This is a genomic window from Neobacillus driksii (assembly GCF_013409995.1).
Taxonomy (GTDB): Bacteria; Bacillota; Bacilli; order Bacillales; family Cytobacillaceae; genus Neobacillus; species Neobacillus driksii.
The window spans coordinates 49,051-69,909 of sequence record NZ_JACCBX010000012.1; the positions used below are offsets into that span (position 1 = coordinate 49,051).

General features: G+C 38.9%; 17 protein-coding genes. 11 read left to right on the forward strand and 6 right to left on the reverse strand.

The genetic code is table 11. The annotated features are described in order from the left end of the window. Window positions 1-87 precede the first annotated feature (87 nt). From F4694_RS23690 to F4694_RS23700, 3 genes are all read right to left on the reverse strand, one after another. Window positions 88-3,429, reverse strand: coding sequence for a GH36-type glycosyl hydrolase domain-containing protein (locus F4694_RS23690; RefSeq protein ID WP_179602383.1), 3,342 nt, complete (start codon window positions 3,427-3,429; stop codon window positions 88-90). Window positions 3,430-3,450: 21 nt separating this feature from the next. Beyond that, window positions 3,451-5,613: a beta-glucosidase BglX gene (gene bglX, locus F4694_RS23695; RefSeq protein ID WP_179602384.1), complete on the reverse strand. Its 2,163-nt coding sequence runs from the start codon at window positions 5,611-5,613 to the stop codon at window positions 3,451-3,453. A 156-nt stretch (window positions 5,614-5,769) separates the two neighbouring features. Further along, window positions 5,770-6,549, reverse strand: coding sequence for an AraC family transcriptional regulator (locus tag F4694_RS23700; RefSeq protein ID WP_179602385.1), 780 nt, complete (start codon window positions 6,547-6,549; stop codon window positions 5,770-5,772). Between the two features lie 129 nt (window positions 6,550-6,678). Between F4694_RS23700 and F4694_RS23705 the strand changes: the two genes are divergently transcribed. The 6 genes from F4694_RS23705 (at window position 6,679) to F4694_RS23730 (ending at window position 12,998) form a co-directional block, all read left to right on the forward strand. After that, window positions 6,679-7,440 carry a sugar phosphate isomerase/epimerase family protein gene (locus F4694_RS23705; RefSeq protein ID WP_179602386.1) on the forward strand — a complete coding sequence of 254 codons (762 nt, stop codon included), beginning with the start codon at window positions 6,679-6,681 and terminating at the stop codon, window positions 7,438-7,440. Window positions 7,441-7,564: 124 nt separating this feature from the next. Further along, entirely contained in the window at window positions 7,565-8,287 is a 723-nt protein-coding gene (locus F4694_RS23710; RefSeq protein ID WP_179602387.1) for a ThuA domain-containing protein, read from the forward strand. 1 nt (window position 8,288) lies between these two features. Beyond that, window positions 8,289-9,323 (forward strand): Gfo/Idh/MocA family protein, encoded by a 1,035-nt coding sequence (locus F4694_RS23715; protein ID WP_179602388.1) that lies wholly within the window; start codon window positions 8,289-8,291, stop codon window positions 9,321-9,323. After that, window positions 9,320-10,339 carry a Gfo/Idh/MocA family protein gene (locus tag F4694_RS23720; protein WP_179602389.1) on the forward strand — a complete coding sequence of 340 codons (1,020 nt, stop codon included), beginning with the start codon at window positions 9,320-9,322 and terminating at the stop codon, window positions 10,337-10,339. Before F4694_RS23715 ends, F4694_RS23720 begins: the two co-directional genes overlap by 4 nt. Further along, window positions 10,336-11,304 carry a sugar phosphate isomerase/epimerase family protein gene (locus tag F4694_RS23725; RefSeq protein WP_179602390.1) on the forward strand — a complete coding sequence of 323 codons (969 nt, stop codon included), beginning with the start codon at window positions 10,336-10,338 and terminating at the stop codon, window positions 11,302-11,304. The genes F4694_RS23720 and F4694_RS23725 overlap by 4 nt, the downstream gene beginning before the upstream one ends. 23 nt (window positions 11,305-11,327) lie before the next feature. Continuing rightward, a complete protein-coding gene (locus tag F4694_RS23730) occupies window positions 11,328-12,998 on the forward strand; it encodes a glycoside hydrolase family 13 protein (RefSeq protein WP_179602391.1) in 1,671 nt (556 codons plus the stop codon). A 57-nt stretch (window positions 12,999-13,055) separates the two neighbouring features. On the opposite strand, the gene F4694_RS23735 is transcribed toward F4694_RS23730, so the two are convergent. After that, window positions 13,056-14,411: an MATE family efflux transporter gene (locus tag F4694_RS23735; protein WP_179602392.1), complete on the reverse strand. Its 1,356-nt coding sequence runs from the start codon at window positions 14,409-14,411 to the stop codon at window positions 13,056-13,058. A 159-nt stretch (window positions 14,412-14,570) separates the two neighbouring features. On the opposite strand from F4694_RS23735, the gene F4694_RS23740 reads away from it, so the two are divergent. Beyond that, window positions 14,571-16,805: a sensor domain-containing protein gene (locus tag F4694_RS23740; protein ID WP_179602393.1), complete on the forward strand. Its 2,235-nt coding sequence runs from the start codon at window positions 14,571-14,573 to the stop codon at window positions 16,803-16,805. A 52-nt stretch (window positions 16,806-16,857) separates the two neighbouring features. Here the strand turns inward: F4694_RS23740 and F4694_RS23745 are convergent, their stop codons facing one another. Together F4694_RS23745 and liaG are read right to left on the reverse strand one after the other, a co-directional pair. Continuing rightward, window positions 16,858-17,247 carry a hypothetical protein gene (locus F4694_RS23745; RefSeq protein ID WP_179602394.1) on the reverse strand — a complete coding sequence of 130 codons (390 nt, stop codon included), beginning with the start codon at window positions 17,245-17,247 and terminating at the stop codon, window positions 16,858-16,860. Between the two features lie 116 nt (window positions 17,248-17,363). After that, the gene (gene liaG, locus F4694_RS23750; protein ID WP_179602395.1) at window positions 17,364-18,212 is read right to left on the reverse strand and encodes a LiaG family protein; all 849 of its coding nucleotides are present in this window, start codon (window positions 18,210-18,212) and stop codon (window positions 17,364-17,366) included. A gap of 176 nt (window positions 18,213-18,388) precedes the next feature. Between liaG and F4694_RS23755 the strand changes: the two genes are divergently transcribed. From F4694_RS23755 to F4694_RS23770, 4 genes are all read left to right on the forward strand, one after another. Then, on the forward strand, window positions 18,389-18,721 hold the full coding sequence (locus tag F4694_RS23755) for a rhodanese-like domain-containing protein (RefSeq protein ID WP_308806636.1): 333 nt from the start codon (window positions 18,389-18,391) through the stop codon (window positions 18,719-18,721). Between the two features lie 17 nt (window positions 18,722-18,738). Next, window positions 18,739-19,710, forward strand: coding sequence for a bile acid:sodium symporter family protein (locus tag F4694_RS23760; RefSeq protein ID WP_179602396.1), 972 nt, complete (start codon window positions 18,739-18,741; stop codon window positions 19,708-19,710). Window positions 19,711-19,874: 164 nt separating this feature from the next. Beyond that, the gene (locus F4694_RS23765) at window positions 19,875-20,294 is read left to right on the forward strand and encodes an SRPBCC family protein (protein ID WP_179602397.1); all 420 of its coding nucleotides are present in this window, start codon (window positions 19,875-19,877) and stop codon (window positions 20,292-20,294) included. Next, window positions 20,295-20,663, forward strand: coding sequence for an ArsR/SmtB family transcription factor (locus F4694_RS23770; RefSeq protein WP_179602398.1), 369 nt, complete (start codon window positions 20,295-20,297; stop codon window positions 20,661-20,663). Window positions 20,664-20,859: the final 196 nt, after the last annotated feature.

Here is a 20,859-nt window from a genome sequence, read left to right on the forward strand (position 1 = left end):
ATATACTTCTATTATATATTCCATTATAACAATAAGTTAAAGTTTCAATCATAAAAAAACGGCGGTATGTTTAACCGCCGTTCATTGCTATATAAATATTTCAATTACATTTTCGTTGTTGTTTAAGTGTTGTTCGAGTTCTTGACGATTAATACGAACTCCACCTTTACGATAACGGTTAGATAGGGACTCCAGCTTCGTGACCTGTCCATTAATCACAACTCTTCGTTCTTCCTGATTTGTTAAATGATAGACAAACGTAACAAGGAAGTCATTAATCATGAATTCGAAATTCAATCCATCAAAATGTTGTGGTAAAACTGGATCAATAACTAAATCTGCTGCTTCAAAGCGAATACCTAAGCAATTAGATATTAGTTGATTCATATAGATTCCTGGTCCGCTAGAATAGATACGCCAGCCGCCTTTTACCTGAACGGTCCCTTTTCGTAATTCATCAAAACGTTCCTGTGCTTCATACCGGGTGTTGAATTTTCCATCTGAGCTGCTGAAATAAGCATTGCTTTGGCGAATTTCTGCATTTGGAACAACAGCTTGAATACCAATGGGGTTAATAACCTGCAGGCCATTCCAAGCCTCGTCCACTTTTCCTAGCTTGGCCATCGCTTCAACGAAACGGATATGAGCATGAACATATTGAAGTCCGATTTCTCGCCCGAAATTAGCTGCTTGCTCAGCACGCTTGAAATGTGCGCTGACTCCACCTGCATACTTAGCAGGTCGGTTCATTAAGCGAACACCATCAGGGCAGAATAGCTTATCTTTAATGATTTCATAATGTGTTTCTGCTTGCTCAGGTGTTAATAATTCGCTAATCATGCTTCTCGTCATAGGTAATAAGCGATAGTTAATGCCTGTTTTTGTATCAGTTGGATGAAGCATTAATTCTGCTTCTTCTGGATTCTCCATATAAACAAACCCAGGTATGATTTCATTCTGCAGAATATACTTATTAAAATCACTTTCAATACCAGTTGCTAGTGTTCTTAATTCAGTTGCTATAACTGAATCTACTTTTTCCATTACTTTGGATAATTGATTCATCACTTGGTATGTTAAAGAAACGGTCCAGCTGCTTACCATGAATTGCTTCAACTGTGCGTTGGCTGGTTGAAGTGTATCGTCCCAATCACCATCACCATAGGAAGACAAATATGTATCGTGAAGGAAATTGTTTTTAATATAGCCAATCTCTTTTTTTGCATGTTCTAAAATAGAAGCGATATTTTCAGTGAACGTGTACGTTTGCGTAGATGTATAGGGTACCTGTTCTTCTAATATACTAAAATCATTTGTTACCGTTAAATAATCACTAAGCATTTTTAACGGCCAAACAATAACATCACCATGGCTTTCGTGGGCTTGAATAGTTACATAGTTATCAAACATAAACCATTGAGGCCAATTTCCTGTTTCTTCATATTGGTGTGAGAAAACGGTTTTAATAATTTCACGTACGGCATCATAATTCTGAGTTGCCATGAAATATTCTGTTGGGCCTTGGCAAACATCACGTGTTCCCCAGGCTGCTCCACCGTATTGCTCAAGACCATGTGGTACAGAGTAGTGGACTAACATATTGTGTGTATACCACCAAGTTAAAGCATTTACCTTTTCGAGTTCAGCAGGTATGTTTCCGTTTTTAGAAAGCTTGAATCCTTTCATTATCTTGCGATAGACTTCTCGGTAACTTTCAATTTCGATTTCAGCTTTGCGTTTAACAAATGGGATTGTTTCTCCATGGAGAAGTCCTTGCACAGTCATTTCCCATTCAGGAGTTTCGCTTAATTCTAATACAACCAATGAAGCCGATTGAGGAATCAGATTTTCTCCAAACTTCTGTTCATTATTCACATTATAATCTGAACCAGAAACTTGAATACGATAAGTAAGATTCGGATAAGCTTTAGCACTATCCGCTAAAGAATCAGCACGGAACGTAATGGTTTGATCATCTATTTCCATATGGAATGGTACAACATATTCATTATTGTTCATGGACACTTGGTTTGATACAAGATAACGATAGGATTTTCCGCTTAAAGAACGTACATGCAACTGTACTTCTGGTGTATCCACAGTCGTGAAATTTGTAATGATTAATGTCTCTTCAGCTGTTTTGTAATACCAACGTGCATAGTTAAAGCCCATTTCATACAATGAAGGCATAGTAAGCAGATGAAATACGCCATCCATTTCAATATAAATCCGCTGGCCAGATGTTTTCAGGATGTTTAATGCATTTCTAGTATTTGTTAACATTTTATTCATTGAAGTATTCCCGACAACAAGTTGTGCATTAAACACTCCGTACATATAAGAAGTGGTGGTTATGATATTCTCTTTCATCTTGCCATTTTGGCCAGTCATAATAATATGGCCATGCGGGCGTTCAACAAGCAGTTCCTTTTCTTTTAAAACAACATGCTCATACTTGTCAGTGAAGAAAGAAAGCAAGTTATCTCCTTCCCATTCCTCTTGATGCCGGTTCGGGAAAAGTTGATCAATTTCGTTTTTTTCCATCGATAAAGTTTTTAACGGCTCACCAATAATAGGGGAGATACTGACTTCATCGATAGCCGCAGCAGATGGGTTTAATCCTTTAACTTGATCCCAGACATCCATAAGTTCTTCTTTAAACTCTAATGTGGTGATTGCTTCAGGGTGAGTGTCTTTAAAGAGACCATAGAAAACAAATTGCCTTGATCCATTCAAATGAACACGTTCAGATTGAAGGGCAGTATATGCAAATTCATATTGGTATACATTATTCGCAAGCGATAACTGTGTTAATATTTCTGGTTGGTTGGTTTCTTTATAGGAAAGTCCAAAAAATTGGAAACCATCTGTTGAATAAGCTGCTGTTTTGGATAAGGAACCCTGTTGTAAATAAGGGAATCCTGCCGATTGAGGTTGGTTTTGACGGGAACAAACCACATATCCTCGAGAAGCATCTTCAAATACAGTGTGATCAATATATTGAGCCATATAAGATTCATTTGATCGAACTGCCCCCATATCAGCAAGACCTAGATCTTGTCCATAGATTACATCTACTTCAACATCTGTCCCTTCGATATTTACTTCCCAGAACCAAATTCCTTTATCAGACAGTCTAAATGTGACCTTATAAAATACCTGCTCCACTTTTCCTTCCCAAGATATGTGGGAATCAGAATAGTGTACGCTGCTTCCTGATTTGACTCCTAGAAGCGGGACCACTTTTATTTTATTGTTTTTATGAATCCTTAAATAAAGGTTATTTAAGGAACCATCAATCGGATTACCAATAATTTGATTGATCATGACGTTTTTATAGGTGATAGACGATACATCACCACTATTAAAAAACGAAAAGGACAAGTCTCCTGATTGTATCTGTAATGTTGATTTTTTTGCTTTTAACATGTTTTTTTCACCTCTAGTTTACTAGTTTACTAATTTAAAAGTAAGAGCAGATACATCTTGGCTGTTTCGGCCAACAAATGCGATAAACGTACCAGCATCACTTGTAAACTGAAGATTCTCATGATGGTAGCGAAGTTGTTCTTCTGTGATCGTGAAGGATGCTTCTTTCGTTTCATTCGGCTGTAACATAATCTTTTTAAACGCTTTCAATTCCTTTACAGGTCGGACAATTTCTCCAGCAACGTCACGTATATAAAGCTGTACGACTTCTTCTCCAGCAACATTGCCCGTATTCGTTATACTTACAGATAGAGTAATAGGTTGTTCAGAATTCATAGTATCGGCCGACAACATTGCATCGGTGTATGAGAAGGTGGTATAACTTAAACCAAATCCAAATGGAAGTAATGGTTCATTCGGAATATCCAAATAGTGTGTTACATATCGCACATATTCTTCAGAAGTTTTCGGGCGTCCAGTATTAAAATGATTGTAATATATTGGAACTTGTCCGACTGAATATGGGAATGTCATGGACAATCTACCAGATGGATTTGCATCACCAAACAGTAAATCAGCAATCGCTGCCCCACCTTCTGTTCCAGGATACCAAGCTTCTAACACTGCGTCTGCTTGATCAATCACACCATGTAAATCAAGAGGACGACCATTAAATAACACAGCTGCCATTGGTTTTTTCAGTTTTTTTACTTCAGCAATCAATTGCAGTTGAATATCTGGTAAACAAATATTAGCTCTACTTCCGCCTTCTCCGCTCATTGCTGAACTTTCACCTAAAGCAAGGATAATAACATCTGCTTCACTTGCCGCATTTATTGCCATATTCATTTCATTTTCAGTACCTGTCTCAATGTCACAGCCTTTTGCGACGGTGAGCAAAGCAGGGTCAATTTTCATTTTTATACCTTCGTCCATTTTAACGGCTTCCTCGTATGAACCTTGCCATGACCAAGGGCCTAAAATATCTCCATTTTGAGCAAAAGGACCAATTAACGCGATTTTCTGGTGCCTGTTTAACGGAAGAACAGATTGATTCTTTAATAGTACACATGACTTTGCCGCCGCTTCTCTTGCTGCCTTGCGATGCTCTTCGGATAGAATATATTCTTGCTCACGTTTTTCATCTGCACCACGATATGGATTTTCAAATAATCCTAGTTTTTGTTTTAATTTCAAAATTCGAAGTACCGCTTCATCAATTAGTGTTTCTTCTATAGTGCCATTTTCCACAAGCTGCTTTAAATTATCTACGTAACATGTCGTCATCATTTCAATATCTACACCAGCTTGAAGGGCTTTTACAGCAGCTTCTGAGGAATCTTCAGCTATACCATGAGGAATTAACTCCTTGACAGCACCCCAGTCGGAAATCATGACCCCGTCAAATCCCCATTCATCACGAAGTAAATCGCGCATTAACTTTTTATTTCCTGTAGCAGGTATACCATCTACGGTGTTAAAAGCAGTCATTACCATTTCACAGCCTTCATCTAAAGCGGCTTTATATGGTGGTAAATATGATTCACGCAGTTGTCTTTCCGACATATTAACAGTGTTATATTCACGTCCACCTTCAGGTGCACCATAGGCTGCAAAGTGTTTAACACATGCAGCTACACGATTTTGGTCATCTGTTAAATTCGTTCCTTGGAATCCTCGAACAAATGCGCGAGCAAATAAACTATTTAAATAAGGATCTTCTCCAGTAGACTCCATAACCCTTCCCCAACGTGGATCACGAACTATGTCAACCATTGGAGCAAATGTAACATGAACCCCAGAAACTGCAGCTTCTTTGGCTGCGATCTCAGCACTCTTTTCAGCTAGGTCCAAATCCCAAGAACAACCCATTGCAAGAGGTACAGGGAAGATTGTTTTAAATCCGTGAACAATATCAGCCATCATTAACAAAGGAATCCCAAAACGATTTTTCTCTAAATGGGCTTTTTGAATGTTCATAACTTCTCTCGCACCTGAGGCACCCAAGACCGAACCGCAATTTTGTGAGATCTCATCAGTAATCCCCATCCCTGTCATTGGTCCAGTTATCTCGCCTTTATCGGATGCACCTTTAAAGAAAGGTGTGGCTAACTGAATCAGTTGGCCAATCTTTTCGTTTAAAGTCATTTTCTGAATGATTTCATTCAATTGTTGTTCCACCATTTTTCTCCTCCATTTTCATAAAGTTCTTAAATCCAATTGAAACGTTTCAATAGAAATTATAATTGGATTATAAACGCTTTCAAAAAGAGAGTCAATGAAAAATCGAAACGTTTTTATTGCAAGGTTAAAAGAAGATGATAAAGAATTAGATAACAGCTACTCCATATCCAGACGTCGGTAAACTCCAGGAGATACGCCATATTTTTTATGAAATACCCTGTGAAAATAAGGATAGCTGCCGAATCCGCAATCATCCGCTATCTGCTCGAGTGTCAAAGTAGTATATTTCATCTGTTCAATTGCTGCGGAAAGCCTAATTTCATGTGCATATTCAATGATTGTTTTTCCAACATGACTTTTAAAAAGATGCACAGATCGAGAAACGCTAAGACCAATATGTCGTGCCACATCCTCTAGTTTAAAAGCGGTAGTGGCGTGTTCTTCAATATAACGCATCATCTGAGACACCGAATATGGGTAGATAAAGGATGGTACCGTTTCGTTTGCTGCCCGTTCTAAATATAAACAGAGCGCTCGCAGCAAATAGCCGGTCAGCTCTTCGTTTTGGCTGGAAGATGGACGGCGTTTTTCCATCATAATTTGGCGCCATAAAGTCAGAAGTTTGTCATCAACTCCGATTTGAGAAATATTATCTATGTCAGAACTGCGCCACCATGCGTTAATCCACGAGCCTTCACATCCTAGGTGATAGTCCCCGCAGTTTTGCCCCTCTTTTACAAGCAGTTCATAATGGTCACCAGGTTCTATTATCAAAAGGTCACCTTTCTTGATTTCTACTTTTCTTCCCTTCACCACCACTTCACTAAGACCTTCTGTTTGAAGACGGAATAGATAAACTGGATACCCGGATTTGTGTTGTGAATGATATCCATTTGTGTGATAGGAATAGCCGCAAAAAAATATATTGGTTTTCACAAGTTCCTCCTTAAAATATAGAAAAATAGCAAAATAGTGGATGTTTTAATTATATCATCTATGTTTATTTGTAAACATAGGATTTATGATGTAATCAAATAAGTAAGGTTAAAGGAGTGAGAGTTAAGGATGTCAAAAATTCCAATAGCTGTTCAAATGTACACATTGCGGGAAGAAAGCGCCAAAGATTTTACGGGTACTTTGAGAAGAGTGGCCGAACTTGGCTTCGATGGAATTGAATTTGCGGGCTTTGGTGGATTAACAGCAAAAGAGGTAAAAGTATTATTAGATGATCTTGGCTTAAAAGCTGTGTCGAGCCATATACCTCTTGAAGAATTAGAAAATAATCTGATTCAAGTGATTGAAGATCAGAAAATAGTAGGAAGCGGCTTTGTTGTCTGTCCTTACATAATGCCTGAACGCCAGAGTGAAGAGGATTACATTGCACTTATTTCATTTTTAAATCAAACTGGTGAAATTTTAAGACGTGAAGGGATAACACTTTGCTATCATAATCACGATTTTGAACTAGAACGACTGTCGGATGGCAGAACGGTGCTTGAAGCTATTTATGAAGGTACCAATTCAGAAAATGTAAAGGCTGAGTTCGATATTTATTGGCTGACAAAGGCAGGAGAAGTACCAGCTGAGTGGATCAGTCGTTATCAAAATAGAACACCTCTCATACATTTGAAAGACATGACAACAGATGAGGAACAATTTTTTGCTGAACTTGGTACAGGCGTCGTCGATATTGAATCAGTTTTAAGAAAGGGAGAGGAAGCTGGTGTTCAGTGGTGGATAATAGAGCAGGATGCAAGCCGCCTAACACCATTTGAGAGTATAGAAATCAGTATCAATTATTTGAAAAGAAAGCTTAAGCAATATTAGTGGTAAAGCATAGTATAGTTCAATATTTTACACCCTATACGTCAATGTAAGCCGTTTCATTAAGTGTCTTATCCATTAAAATAATAGTTAGAGTTAGAGTAAATTAAAATGGGAGTTGGTTATTATGGTTAAAGTAACAGTATGGAATGAAAACCGGCATGAACAAAAAAATCCAATAGTAAGAGATATATATCCTAACGGAATTCACGGTACAATAGCGGAGTTTTTAAATGAAAATGGTCATGAAGTAATGACAGCTACTCTAGACGAGCCGGAGCATGGCTTAACGGATGAAGTTCTAGCCAATACTGATGTACTAGTTTGGTGGGGGCATTTAGCACATGGTGAAGTAAAGGATGAAATTGTACAAAAGGTTCAGCAGCGTGTCCTTGACGGCATGGGTTTGATTGTTCTTCACTCCGGTCATTTCTCAAAAATCTTCAAAACCTTAATGGGAACAAGCTGTGATTTAAAATGGCGCGAAGCAGACGAGAAAGAACGACTTTGGGTCGTAAGCCCAAGTCACCCGATTGTAGAAGGTATCTCAGAGTATATTGAATTAGAAAAAGAAGAAATGTATGGGGAGCATTTTGATATCCCACAGCCAGACGAACTGATTTTTACAAGCTGGTTTGAAGGAGGGGAAGTGTTTCGCAGCGGATGTACATACAAACGGGGGAACGGGAAAGTATTCTACTTCCGTCCAGGTCATGAAACCTATCCTACTTACCACAACAAAGACATTCAACGTGTGATTAGCAATGCCGTAAATTGGGCAGAGCCGGTAAAGCGCGAACGTCCAGTCTATGGAAATGCTAAACCACTTGAAGTAATTGGAGGAAAGTAACATGGAAAAATTAAGAGTAGCGGTAATTGGCTGTGGCAGCATTGCCCAGCACCGTCATTTACCTGAATATAAATCAAATAAAAATGTAGAGATTGTTGCTGTTTGTGATATCAATGAGGAGCGCGCCCAAGCTGTAGCAGAAAAATATGGTGTAAAAGCCTATACGAACTATGAAGAGTTGTTAAGCAGCGATTCAGTCGATGCAGTTAGTGTTTGTACTCCCAACTATCTTCATGCCCCAATTTCCATCGCAGCCTTAAAAGCTGGAGTTCACGTACTCTGTGAAAAACCAATGGCAACGTCCAAGGATGAAGCTGAAGCGATGATTGCAGCAGCAAAAGAAAGCGGCAAGAAGTTAATGATCGGCCATAATCAGCGTTTTGTTCCTTCACACCAAAAAGCCCGCACGTTAATCCAAAGTGGTGAAATCGGAAAGATTTATAGTTTCCGGACGGCATTCGGCCATGGTGGGCCTGAAGGATGGAGTGTAGAAGGGAAAGAGGGCTGGTTTTTCCAAAAGGAAAAAGCATTTGTTGGTGCAATGGGTGATTTAGGCGTCCATAAGGCTGACTTACTTCGCTATATTTTGGGAGAAGAAATTACAGAAGTGGGTTCTTTTGTTGAAACAAGTGCAAAAGATTTTGCTGACGTTGATGATAATGCGGTATGTGTACTTAAAACCGAAAGTGGTATTATCGGTACCCTTGCGGCAAGCTGGGCTTACGTAAGCAAGGAAGATAACTCCACTATTATTTATGGAGAAAAAGCTATTCTTCGTCTTGAAGACGACCCAGTTAATTCATTAGTTGTTCAATACGCAAACGGAGAAGTAGTGAATTACCAACTTGGAAAAATACAGTCCAACGATGAAGGCGGACAAAATAATTCACATGTGATTGAGAAATTTGTGGAATCGATTCTTCATGACCAGGAACCACCGGTACCAGGAGAAGAAGGGAAGAAATCACTAGAAGTCATTTTGGCAGCACTTGAGTCTAATCAAACAAAACAAATTGTAAGATTGAGCGAACAGTGAAAAAACTACGGATCGGAATTATCGGGGTTGGCGGTATTGCGCAAGGCCGTCATATCCCCGCTTTTCTACAGTTGAATGACATTTGTGAAATTACGGCTTTTAGTGATGTTAACATAGACCGAGCAAGGGAAACCGCTGAAAAATATAACATTCCTTATGTTTTTGAAGATTATCATGAGCTTTTTTCGGAGGTTGACGCGGTTTGTATTTGCACTCCAAATAAATTTCATGCTGAAATTACGATTGCTGCTTTTGAGGCAGGAGTTCATGTATTATGTGAGAAACCGATGGCGTTAACTGCGGAGGAATGCGAACGAATGGTCGCCGCTTCTAAGAAAGCTGGTAAAGTGCTGGCGATTGCCTATCATTACCGTTTTATGAAGGAAGCACAAGCTGCCAAAAAAGCAATGCAGGAAGTAGGTAAGCCGCTTGTGGTAAGGGTTCAGGCATTACGACGCCGTAAAGTTCCTGGATGGGGAGTTTTTACAAACAAAGACCTGCAGGGCGGCGGCAGCTTGATTGATTACGGATGTCATCTGCTAGACTTAGCGCTTTGGCTGATGGGAAATCCAAAACATCGAACGGTGACAGGCACCGCCTATAACACATTAAGTAAAATTCCTAACCAAGTGAATCAATGGGGATCGTTTAACCATGAAACCTTTAATGTCGATGATCATGTAACCGCCTATATTCAATTTGAAATCGGCGCCTCGATGTTGTTTGAAACATCCTGGGCCGCCAATATAAAGGATGACGCCGAGCACCTTAGCATTTCCGGAGTTGACGGAGGATTAAGTGTTTTTCCATTTGAACTTTATACCACAAAGAATGGAATGCTGTTAAATAGTCAAGCCGCCTGGATTCCTGGTGAGGAAGAACCCGGTCTCTCTCAGGCTAGGAATTTTATTCATACTTGTCTAGGAATGGAAGAGTTAGTAGTGAAGCCAGAGGAGGCGCTTCAGGTTTCACAAATTATTGATCGAATATATGAAAGTGGGGGAAATCATTTATGAAACTAGGTGTTTTTACTGTATTATTTGGGGAAAAGTCGTTTGAAGAAATGCTCGATACTGTCAAAGAAGCTGGACTTCATGCTGTTGAAATTGGTACTGGCTGTTATCCAGGGAATAGTCATTGTGATTTAGACGGTTTATTAGAGAGTGAAGAGGCACGCAATCAATACATTCAAAAAGTGGAGGAACGCAATCTAATCATAAGTGCGTTTAGCTGCCATGGTAATCCGATTTCTCCTGAAGCGGCATTTGCGAAAAACTCGCATGAAACACTATTAAAAACAATCAAGCTAGCTTCCCTTCTAGGTGTACCGGTTGTTAACTGTTTCTCTGGTACAGCAGGGGATCATGAAGGAGCCAAATATCCAAACTGGCCAGTAACTCCGTGGCCGAATGAATATGGCTCAGTCTTACAATGGCAATGGGAAGAAAAATTAATCCCTTACTGGAAAGAAGTCGGCCAGTATGCGAAGGAGCACAATGTAAAAATTGGGCTGGAGCTTCATGGCGGCTTTTTAGTCCACACACCATACACACTGTTAAAGCTTCGTGAGCAAACTTGTGATGCGATTGGCGCCAACTTAGATCCAAGCCATTTATGGTGGCAGGGAATTGACCCAGTGGCAGCCATCAAAATTTTAGCAAAAGAAAATGCCATTCACCATTTCCATGCGAAAGACACATACATTGATCAGGAAAATGTGAATATGTATGGATTAACGGATATGCAGCCATATGGAGAATTAAGAACTCGCGCATGGACCTTCCGATCAGTTGGCTGTGGCCATAGTTTAAAAGAATGGTCAGACATGATGAGTGCGCTTCGCACATATGGATATGATTATGTTGTCAGTATTGAACATGAAGACGCAATTATGTCCATTGAAGAAGGATTCAAACGTGCCGTAACCAATTTGAAGTCAGTGTTAATTGAAGAGCCTGTTTCGCAAATGTGGTGGGTATAGACATCAAGGAAAGGGTTGCAGAGATGAATAAAAAATGGTGGAAAGAAAGTGTTGCCTATCAGGTATATCCACGAAGTTTCATGGATAGCAATGGCGACGGGATTGGCGATTTAAAAGGAGTTACCTCCAAATTGGACTACCTGAAAGAATTAGGAATTGATGTCATTTGGCTGTCGCCAATGTACAAATCTCCTAATGATGATAATGGTTATGATATATCTGACTATCAAGATATTATGGATGAATTCGGGACAATGGCCGATTTTGATGAGTTGCTAGAAGGAGTTCATCGCCGCGGAATGAAGTTAATTCTTGACTTGGTCATTAATCACACAAGTGATGAGCATCCTTGGTTTATTGAGTCCCGGTCTTCAAAAAACAGTCCAAAACGGGATTGGTACATTTGGAGTGAGGGGAAGGATGGTAAAGAACCGAATAACTGGGAATCCATTTTCAGCGGGTCTGCATGGAAATATGATAAAGCTACGGATGAATATTTCATGCATATTTTTTCTGAGAGGCAGCCTGATTTAAATTGGGAAAACCCTGATGTTCGGAATGCTTTATATGATATGGTGAATTGGTGGCTGGAGAAGGGAATTGATGGCTTCCGTGTTGATGCGATTTCTCATATTAGAAAAGAACCTGGTTTCCCTGATATGCCAAACCCAAATCTTTTAGATTATGTCCCTTGTTTTCCTTACATGATGAACGTCGAAGGAATCGATGAATGGTTAACGGAGTTTTCTCAGAAAACGATTAAAAACTATGACATTATGACTGTTGGGGAAGCAAATGGTGTAGGACTAGATGATGCAGATAAATGGGTTGGTGAAGAAAACGGTTATTTTAACATGATTTTTCAATTTGAATTTTTAGGCCTATGGGATAAAAATGCAGAGGGATATATCGACATTACAGCGTTGAAAAGGAACTTAACCAAATGGCAAAAAGGATTGGAAGGTAAGGGCTGGAATGCCTTGTTTATCGAAAACCACGACCAGCCTCGCCGTGTTTCAAGCTGGGGAAATGACAAGAAATATTGGAAAGAAAGTGCTAAAATGCTTGGCGCCATGTATTTCCTGATGAAAGGCACCCCATTTATCTATCAAGGCCAAGAGATAGGGATGACCAATGTCCAATTTCCTTCTATTGAGGATTACAATGATGTCGGGATGGTTAACTTCTATAAGGTCGAAACTGCAAAAGGCAGACCTCATGATGAAATTATGAAAATTATTTGGAATCAATGTCGTGATAATGCGCGGACACCTATGCAATGGGATTCCAGTAACAAGGGCGGATTTACAACAGCGGACCAAACATGGCTGGGGGTAAATCCAAATTACCGAGAGATTAATGTTGAAGCTCAGTTAAATGACCCAGATTCAATTCTTTCCTTCTATAGGAAGTTGATCGAATTACGAAAAGAAAATCCATTGTTTGTATATGGAACTTATGAATTGTTATTAGCGAACCATCCTAAATTGTTTGTCTATACCCGTAAATTAGGTGGAAAAAAAGCAATCGTCATTAACAATTTTAGTGACGCAGCTACAAGGTGCCATGTTCCAAAGAGTGTGTCTTATTCGAAATCAGAACTTGTCCTTCAGAATTATCACGTTGCTGATAAGAAGCTTAGAAAAGAATTCACACTTAAGCCTTATGAAACTAGGGTATATTTATTGAAATAAGGTTTTAACAATATGAAAAACGTAAGGAGTCAAGTCCTTACGTTTTTTTGTACGCATTTATTGTTCTAATGCTGTTTTAGAAAACCTCTCCCAAGGCTTTGAAAGCCAGCGCTTTAAAGCAAAGCAGCCTCGGAGCCACTCATCTGCACCCTGAGCAAGCCATATTCCTAAAAGCCCCAATCCATAATGAACACCTAATATATAACTTAAGGATACCGCTACACCCCACATTGAAATAATACCGATAATAACGGGAAACCGAACATCCCCCGCGGATTTTAAAGAGTTCATTAAGACGATATTCATCGCTCTTCCAGGTTCAACAAAGACAATGGCCCATAAAACAGGCAGTCCAACCATAATGATTTCTGGATCTTTTGTAAATAAATCCAATATGGTAGCCCCACCGATGGCAATGACTAGTGATGTCAGTGTTGAAGCAAGCATGGCGATCTTTAAAGTACGAATTCCGCGTTTCAAGGCACGATCATATTGTTTACCTCCAATATATCGTGCTACTAAAATCTGAGTTCCTTGAGCAATCGCCACTGTGAATAAAAAGCATAGCATGCTAATGTTTAATATATACACTCGGCCTGCTAAGGAGGCGGTTCCCATCCCAACAACAAAGCTCGTTATGACCACCTGAGATAATTGGTAGGAGAGATTTTCTCCAGCTGACGGAATTCCGATCTCCAGCAATCCCCGTATATCTTTTTTTCGTGCGTTGAAAATGTCCTTGAACACTATTTTCAAAGAAAGTCTGCTATATAATAAATATAATAGGGCGCAAACAGCATAGGCTCGTGCCGCAAAAATCGCCCAAGAGACACCAGTCACACCTGTGATGGGCAGCCCAAATATTCCGGTAGTTGAAATGATATTTCCAACAATACTTATTAAATTCATATAAACGGTTACCATCATTGATTCCTTTGTGTATCCATGACTGCGGAGAATCGCACTTAAAGCCAGTGATAACGATTCGAAAAAAAGTGAAAGAGCACATATACGGACAAAAGTAAGTCCATAGTCGAAAACCGCTCCCTGAACATCATATAATCGGAGCAGCGGTTCTCCTAAGAAAAACACAAAAATGGCAATCGTTATTCCAAACCAGAAATTCAGTCCGAATACGGAATACGATAACTGCCTGGCACGCTGCAGCTTTCCTGCACCAAGGTTTTGACTAATTAATACCGTTGCACCAATAGATGTGACATTAAAAGCCAAAATGAAGATATTAAGCAGCTGGTTGGCTATGCCGACACCGGCAACGGCTTGATCGGAGTAATGACTTAGCATTAATGTAGCCACAATCCCCATGCCTAAATGAAGGACCAACTCAATAAAGAGCGGCCAGCTAATACTGAATAGAGTCTGTTCTTGATATTTGTTGTTCTGTTCCTCCACGATATTCTCCTAATTCCTAAATTGTATTTAAAAAAGTATGTTTTATTTTACTCTTATATGGATGAATTAGAAATAGGGAAATGGAAAAATAATAAGATTGTGATAAAGCCTTGGATTTGCTATTTTAAAACTATAACAATATTAAAATGGGAGACAACCATGCTAATTAAAGGAAATCTATATAGGTTTTTGTTAATCCTCATTTTTTGTTTATTGGTCACTTTAGAGGCTGCTGATCTTTTATTACCTAATTTTTTTCATTCTATAAAAATAACAGGCTACGTAACTATCGGCATATATATGGCAGCAATCTTCACCCTCTTTCTTCTTACAAAAGAATTTGATCAAAAGGCAAAGGAACTTCAAAAAAATCAGCAAAAAATGAAAAATATCTTCGATTCACTAGATGTGGCAATTTGGTCACATGATTTAAAAAATGACACTCTCTTAATTACTCCTGGGATTGAAAAACTATATGGCTACAAGTTGGAAAATTTCTATGAGAATTCCTACCTCTGGAAGGAGGTTATTTATCCAGAAGATTTGCATGTTTTAGAAGAAAGGGAAAAGAAAATTGCCAACGGCGAAAATGTGACCAGTCAATATCGAATTATCCGCCCCGATGGTGAAGTTCGGTGGATTCAGGATAGCGGGATACCGACCTTTGATTCTAAAGGAGAGTTTGTTGATTTTAGTAGCGTGTTATTCGACATTACAGACCGTAAAGAAAGTGAAGGTCTTTATCAAAGTTTAGTAGAAATGTCACCTGATATTATTGCTGTCGTTTATAATGGAAAAATTGAGTATATAAATGAAGCGGGATGTAAAGTAATCGGAGCAGAATGTCAGGAGCAAGTGGTTGGTCAATCAGCTAAGAATTTTGTCCCTGCCCAAATTACGGATTTAATTAAAAATAAGGTATCCTCCACTGGTAAGGTGGAAAACGAAAGATATAATTTTGAGTTCCAAGTAAGGCGAATTGATGGTGAATATATTGATGTAGAGATGGCGGCAAGGTCAATCCTTTACGAAGGCCGATTTGCCATTCAGGTAGTGGGAAGAGATATCACCCAAAGAAAGAAATCAGAGCAAACCATAAAATTTATGGCCTATTATGATACATTGACGGGTTTGCCAAACCGCAATCAGTTTAGAAACCATTTAAATGATGTCCTACAACATCAACAGAATAAAATGCACGCAGTTATATTCTTAGATTTAGATCGCTTCAAAATCATTAATGACACGAAAGGTCATACAGTTGGCGATCGTATTCTACAAAAAGTAGCAGGCAGATTAGAAAAAGCGGTTCAAAATGAAGGACTTGTCTCTCGCCAGGGCGGGGATGAATTTATTATTGTCCTAGAAGATGTTGATAAAGAAAATGCTTCTCAAGTCGCTAAACGAATACTCAATGAATTCTCACATCCATTTGACGTTAATAATGAAGAGTTTTATGTCACGCCAAGTATCGGAATCAGTATTTATCCAACAGATGGAAAAAATGAAGAAACACTGATTAAAAATGCAGATACAGCTATGTATCAAGCCAAAGATCGTGGGAAAAATACCTATCAATTTTACTCAAATAATCTCGACGGAATCTCTACTTGGAAAATGAAGTTGGAGAATTGGTTAAGAAGAGCAATGGAGCAAAATCAAATGACGCTCCACTATCAACCCCAGTTTCACTTAGTTACAGGTAAAATTGTCGGAGTAGAGGCATTAATCCGTTGGAACCATCCTGAATATGGTGATATTGCACCGTCTGAATTTATTCCCTTAGCTGAAGAAACAGGACTGATTGTTCCGCTGGGCAAATGGATATTACGAGTGGCATGTGAACAGAGAAAAACTTGGAAGGATGCAGGGTTCAATGATTTTCCCATTGCTGTAAATGTTTCGGTTAGGCAATTTCAGGATGAACATTTCATTCAATTCATTTCTGACATGCTCGAGGATGTCGATCTAGAGGCAAATTATTTAGAACTGGAAATCACTGAGAGTCTTATGCAAAACCTTGAGAACTCCACCATCATTCTGAATCAATTAAAGAGTCTTGGTGTCCTGTTGTCGGTAGATGATTTTGGGACAGGATACTCCTCGTTAAGTTATTTGAAACATCTTCCCATTGATAAAATTAAGATTGATAAAACCTTTGTCGATGATATTACCAATCATTCGAATCAAGGGATGATGGTGAAAACGATTATTGATATGGGTGTAAATTTAAAATTCACTGTCATTGCGGAAGGAATCGAAACGGAAGAACAGGTTACGTTTTTAACACGGAATGCTTGTCAAATCGGACAAGGCTATTACTATAGTAAACCATTATCTGCTGAGAAACTGGAAAAATTCCTATTCGAAAATAAGGGTCAAACTCAGTTCTGATATGAAGGAAGAGTAATACGTTTTAAAGAAGAGACCTTCATCTGAAGGTCTTTTATTTTCCCCATTTTAACTGTACGGTTAAGGTACAGCAGCTCATGTAGCTGCTCGGGTCTGGTTGTGTTGTGAGTTCAAAGGTGACGCCGGTGGGTGTATATTTTGTCCTCACAGGCACTTTTAGACCAATCGTTTTAATTAGCCTATCTACTTCTGTTTGGTTCCCCTGTTGAGCAGCTGTCATTAACTTAACATCAAAATCCCCACTGCCTAACCGGTCCAATAGAATACTGCCCTGGTCCATTAATAACCGATAGGCTTTAATGGACTTCGTGAAAACATTGACATCCACCTGTGGATATTGCCTGTTTATTGGGTAGTAGTATTGATAACCAGGGTAGGGGGGCTCCTGTGGGTGCAGCGGGTAAGGATAATGGTAATAATCCATCATAATCCACCTTCCATATTGAGTGCACAAGGCATTATACGATATGAGATTTGGACTATTTTGGTTACAAGGGAAAAAGCGCCTGGATTTACGAAATCCAAGCGCTCTTTACCTTCTTAGAATATTTTAACATCACCGCTAGAAACGGAGACATTTATTTCATGTTTCCCGGAACCGTGTGTTCCTTTAAGGTTATTGTTATCAGTCCCCTTAGTAGTTAGAGGGAAGTCACTCGAGATATTTCCACTGCTTACTTTGTCTTTCAAGTTGAAATCAGCGTCGTCAGGTAAATCAAGGTTCACATCGCCAGAACTAAGGTCGATATCAATCGAATCATTAAGTTTATCCATTTGCACCGAGAACTTTCCAGAAGAGACATCCGCTTCAAGCGCTCCAGTAAAGTGGTTTATATCCAGGTTTCCTGAGCTAAGGTCAAAAGTACCTGTTTTCGTAATTAAAGTATCGATTTCTACATTCCCTGAAGATCCATCATGGGTAAATTCATTCACTTCTAAATGATCAATCTTAACATTTCCAGAACCAATATCTAAAGAAAGGTGACTTAATTTCATTGATTGCCCAGAGAAATTCAATGACCCTGATCCAATTTGAATATTCATATCACGATTAAAATCTTCAGGTACATAGATCTTTAGCTGTCTTTTCTCAGAAAATGAGAACCAATTAAACATTTTCCTTTTTGTTTCAACTACTATACTATTTCCTGTTTCTTTAACGATTAGCGAGCCTTTGCCAGTTAACACCGCTTCTACATCATTTCGGTCTTCAGGAATAATCGTAGTGCGAACACTTCCCACATTTATCTCAATGGTGTCAATTGTCTTTGATAACGTAGCCCTGCCATTTTTACTTCCTCCAAAAACAAAACCATCAAACTGGAATGTATGATTTAAAACAATATATAACCCTGTGATAATCAATAGGAAAATCACTATTCTCTTCATCTTGTATCCCTCCCCTTCTATAGCTTAATCATAAGGGATTTCTCAAAAACTACCAATGAACCTGAGATTTATTTATTTCTAAGACTTGAGAAGTATTTAGGTACAAAAAAAGCAGTGATTAATCACTGCTTAACGGAGTTATGAAATATAAAAAATGTGATATCCTTGATATGGAGGTGTTGGCATTGAAAAGAATTAGTCCAAAGGAACTTCTTGAAAGAATACGAGGAGAAGAAAAAGTACTTCTTCTAGATGTTCGGGCAGAAGAAAAGTATAATGTTTACCATATTGAAGATTCACAGGTTTTGAGTCTTAACATCCCAAAAACGGTAATTTTCAATCTTGAAGAAGGGAATGAGTTAGCTCAAATATCGAAGGAACAACGATTGGTTGTTACCTGCACGACTGGAAATTCCGCTACGAGATGTGCCGCTATTCTTGACGGTCTCGGCTATCAAGTCGAAGTCTTAGAAGGTGGTCTTACGGCTTGGAAGGAATATAGAAAATAAGCTTGGGGAGAAGCAACATGCTGCAGAAGATAAATAAACAACTAGAAAAAATCATGCCTTTAATTACACCCACAAGTGTAGTATTGGGAGTTTTACTTTCTACCTATTTTACAGACTTCTCATATTTAATCCCTTGGATATTTGCGTTTATGACATTTGCAGGAAGTTTGAACTCGAATTTCAAATCTTTATCAGATGTTGTAAAGCATCCGCTTCCAATACTTGCAGCGATGGTGTTACTGCATATCCTCATGCCAGTATGGGCCTGGGGTGTCGGTCATATAACGTTTCAAGAGGATATTTTTACGATTACAGGCATTGTGTTAGGAATGGCGATTCCTACTGGAATAACCAGTTTTATTTGGGTTTCGATTTATAGAGGGAATATCCCGTTGACCTTATCCATTATACTTATCGATACCATTCTTTCCCCAATCATTGTTCCGTATTGTCTGTCTTTCTTAATAGGTGAGAAAATTGAAATGGATTTTATGAGTATTATGCAGGGGTTAGTTGGAATGATTGTGCTGCCTTCGCTTCTTGGAATGTGGTTAAATCAGAGTTCAAAAGGGAACTTTACGAAAAAGTTAAGTAATACATTGGCGCCTTTTTCAAAAATCTGCCTTGGCATCGTTGTTATGCTAAATGGCGCAGTCATTGCTCCTTATTTAAAAAATATAAATCTAAAACTAATAAGTATCATAGTAGTGGTCTTTTTTATTGCATTAACGGGATATCTATTTTCATTTTTAATCGGTAAATTAATCAAAGGTGATCGAGACACGGTCGTTTCTTTAGCTTTTTCTGGTGGAATGAGAAATATAAGTGCTGGCGCTGTTATTGCTGTTACCTATTTTTCTCCGGCTGTTGCGGTGCCCGTAGTTGTAGGGATGCTATTCCAGCAAATCCTCGCTTCCTTAACTGGCAGTTTTTTAGCCCGTTATTATGATAAGAAAACGATTTACTTAGAACATAGTCATAGGATGTAACATTTGACACTTCCTTAGTGAGAAGTGTCATTTTGTATTTAAAATGGAGGTAACGGGAAAAGTAAATGAGAAAATTTTTGTTGACATGAAACCAAATGGTTTTATATAATTCAGGAAGTGAAACCAAATGGTTTTATATTAAAGTGTGAAAGTGGGAGAAATCATTGGAAAATACATTACAAGATATTAAGCAAACAGTTGTCATTAACGCACCAATAGAAAAGGTATGGGAGCAGGTCTCATCTGCAGAGTCTATTTCTACATGGTTTATGCCAAATGATTTCAAACCGGAAGTGGGTGCAGAGTTTCATCTACAATCCCCATTCGGTCCATCTCCATGTAAAGTGACGGAATTTAATCCTCCTCATTCTCTATCGTTCATTTGGGATACAGAGGGCTGGTTTTTATCGTTTAATTTAAAGGATTTGGGGGATAAAACGGAGTTCACCCTCATTCATGGCGGATGGCCACAATCTGACGCAATTATTGGCAAAGCCAACCAAAAAGCTTCTGATATTAGAAATCATATGGCTCAGGGATGGGCTGGTATCGTTCAGAAGCTACGTACCCTTTTGGAGAGCTAAGTGTCATCCTCTGCACAAAAGCATGATGTATTTCAAGCGATTGCTGACCCCACTCGAAGAGAAGTATTAAGATTACTAGCGGAAAAAGAGCGCCCCATCTCAGAAATAACAGCCCATTTTCCAATGAGCAGGACAGCCATTGCTAAACACCTTCAAGTTCTTTCAGAAGCTGAACTAGTTCATGGAATAAAGGTAGGAAGAGAGAAGATTTATCGGCTTCAACCTGAGCCGTTGACAGAACTCAAGCAATGGCTTTCGTTCTACGAAAAGTTCTGGGAGAATAAGCTTTCAATCCTTAAACATATTGTTGAAAGCTCTGAAGATCAAAGGTTGCAGGTAATAAAATCAGAACAAACCGACAAAAATTAATGTCGGTTTTTTTATTTATAGTGACCGAAGAGCGTTTGGGTCAATGCAGAAGGTCCGGAGTGACCGAAGAGCATGTAGAAAAGGCGTTTGGGTCAATGCAGAAGGTCCGGAGTGACCGAAGAGCATGTAGAAAAGGCATTTGGGTCAATGCAGAAGGTCTGGAGTGACCGAAGAGCATGTAGAAAAAGCATTTGGG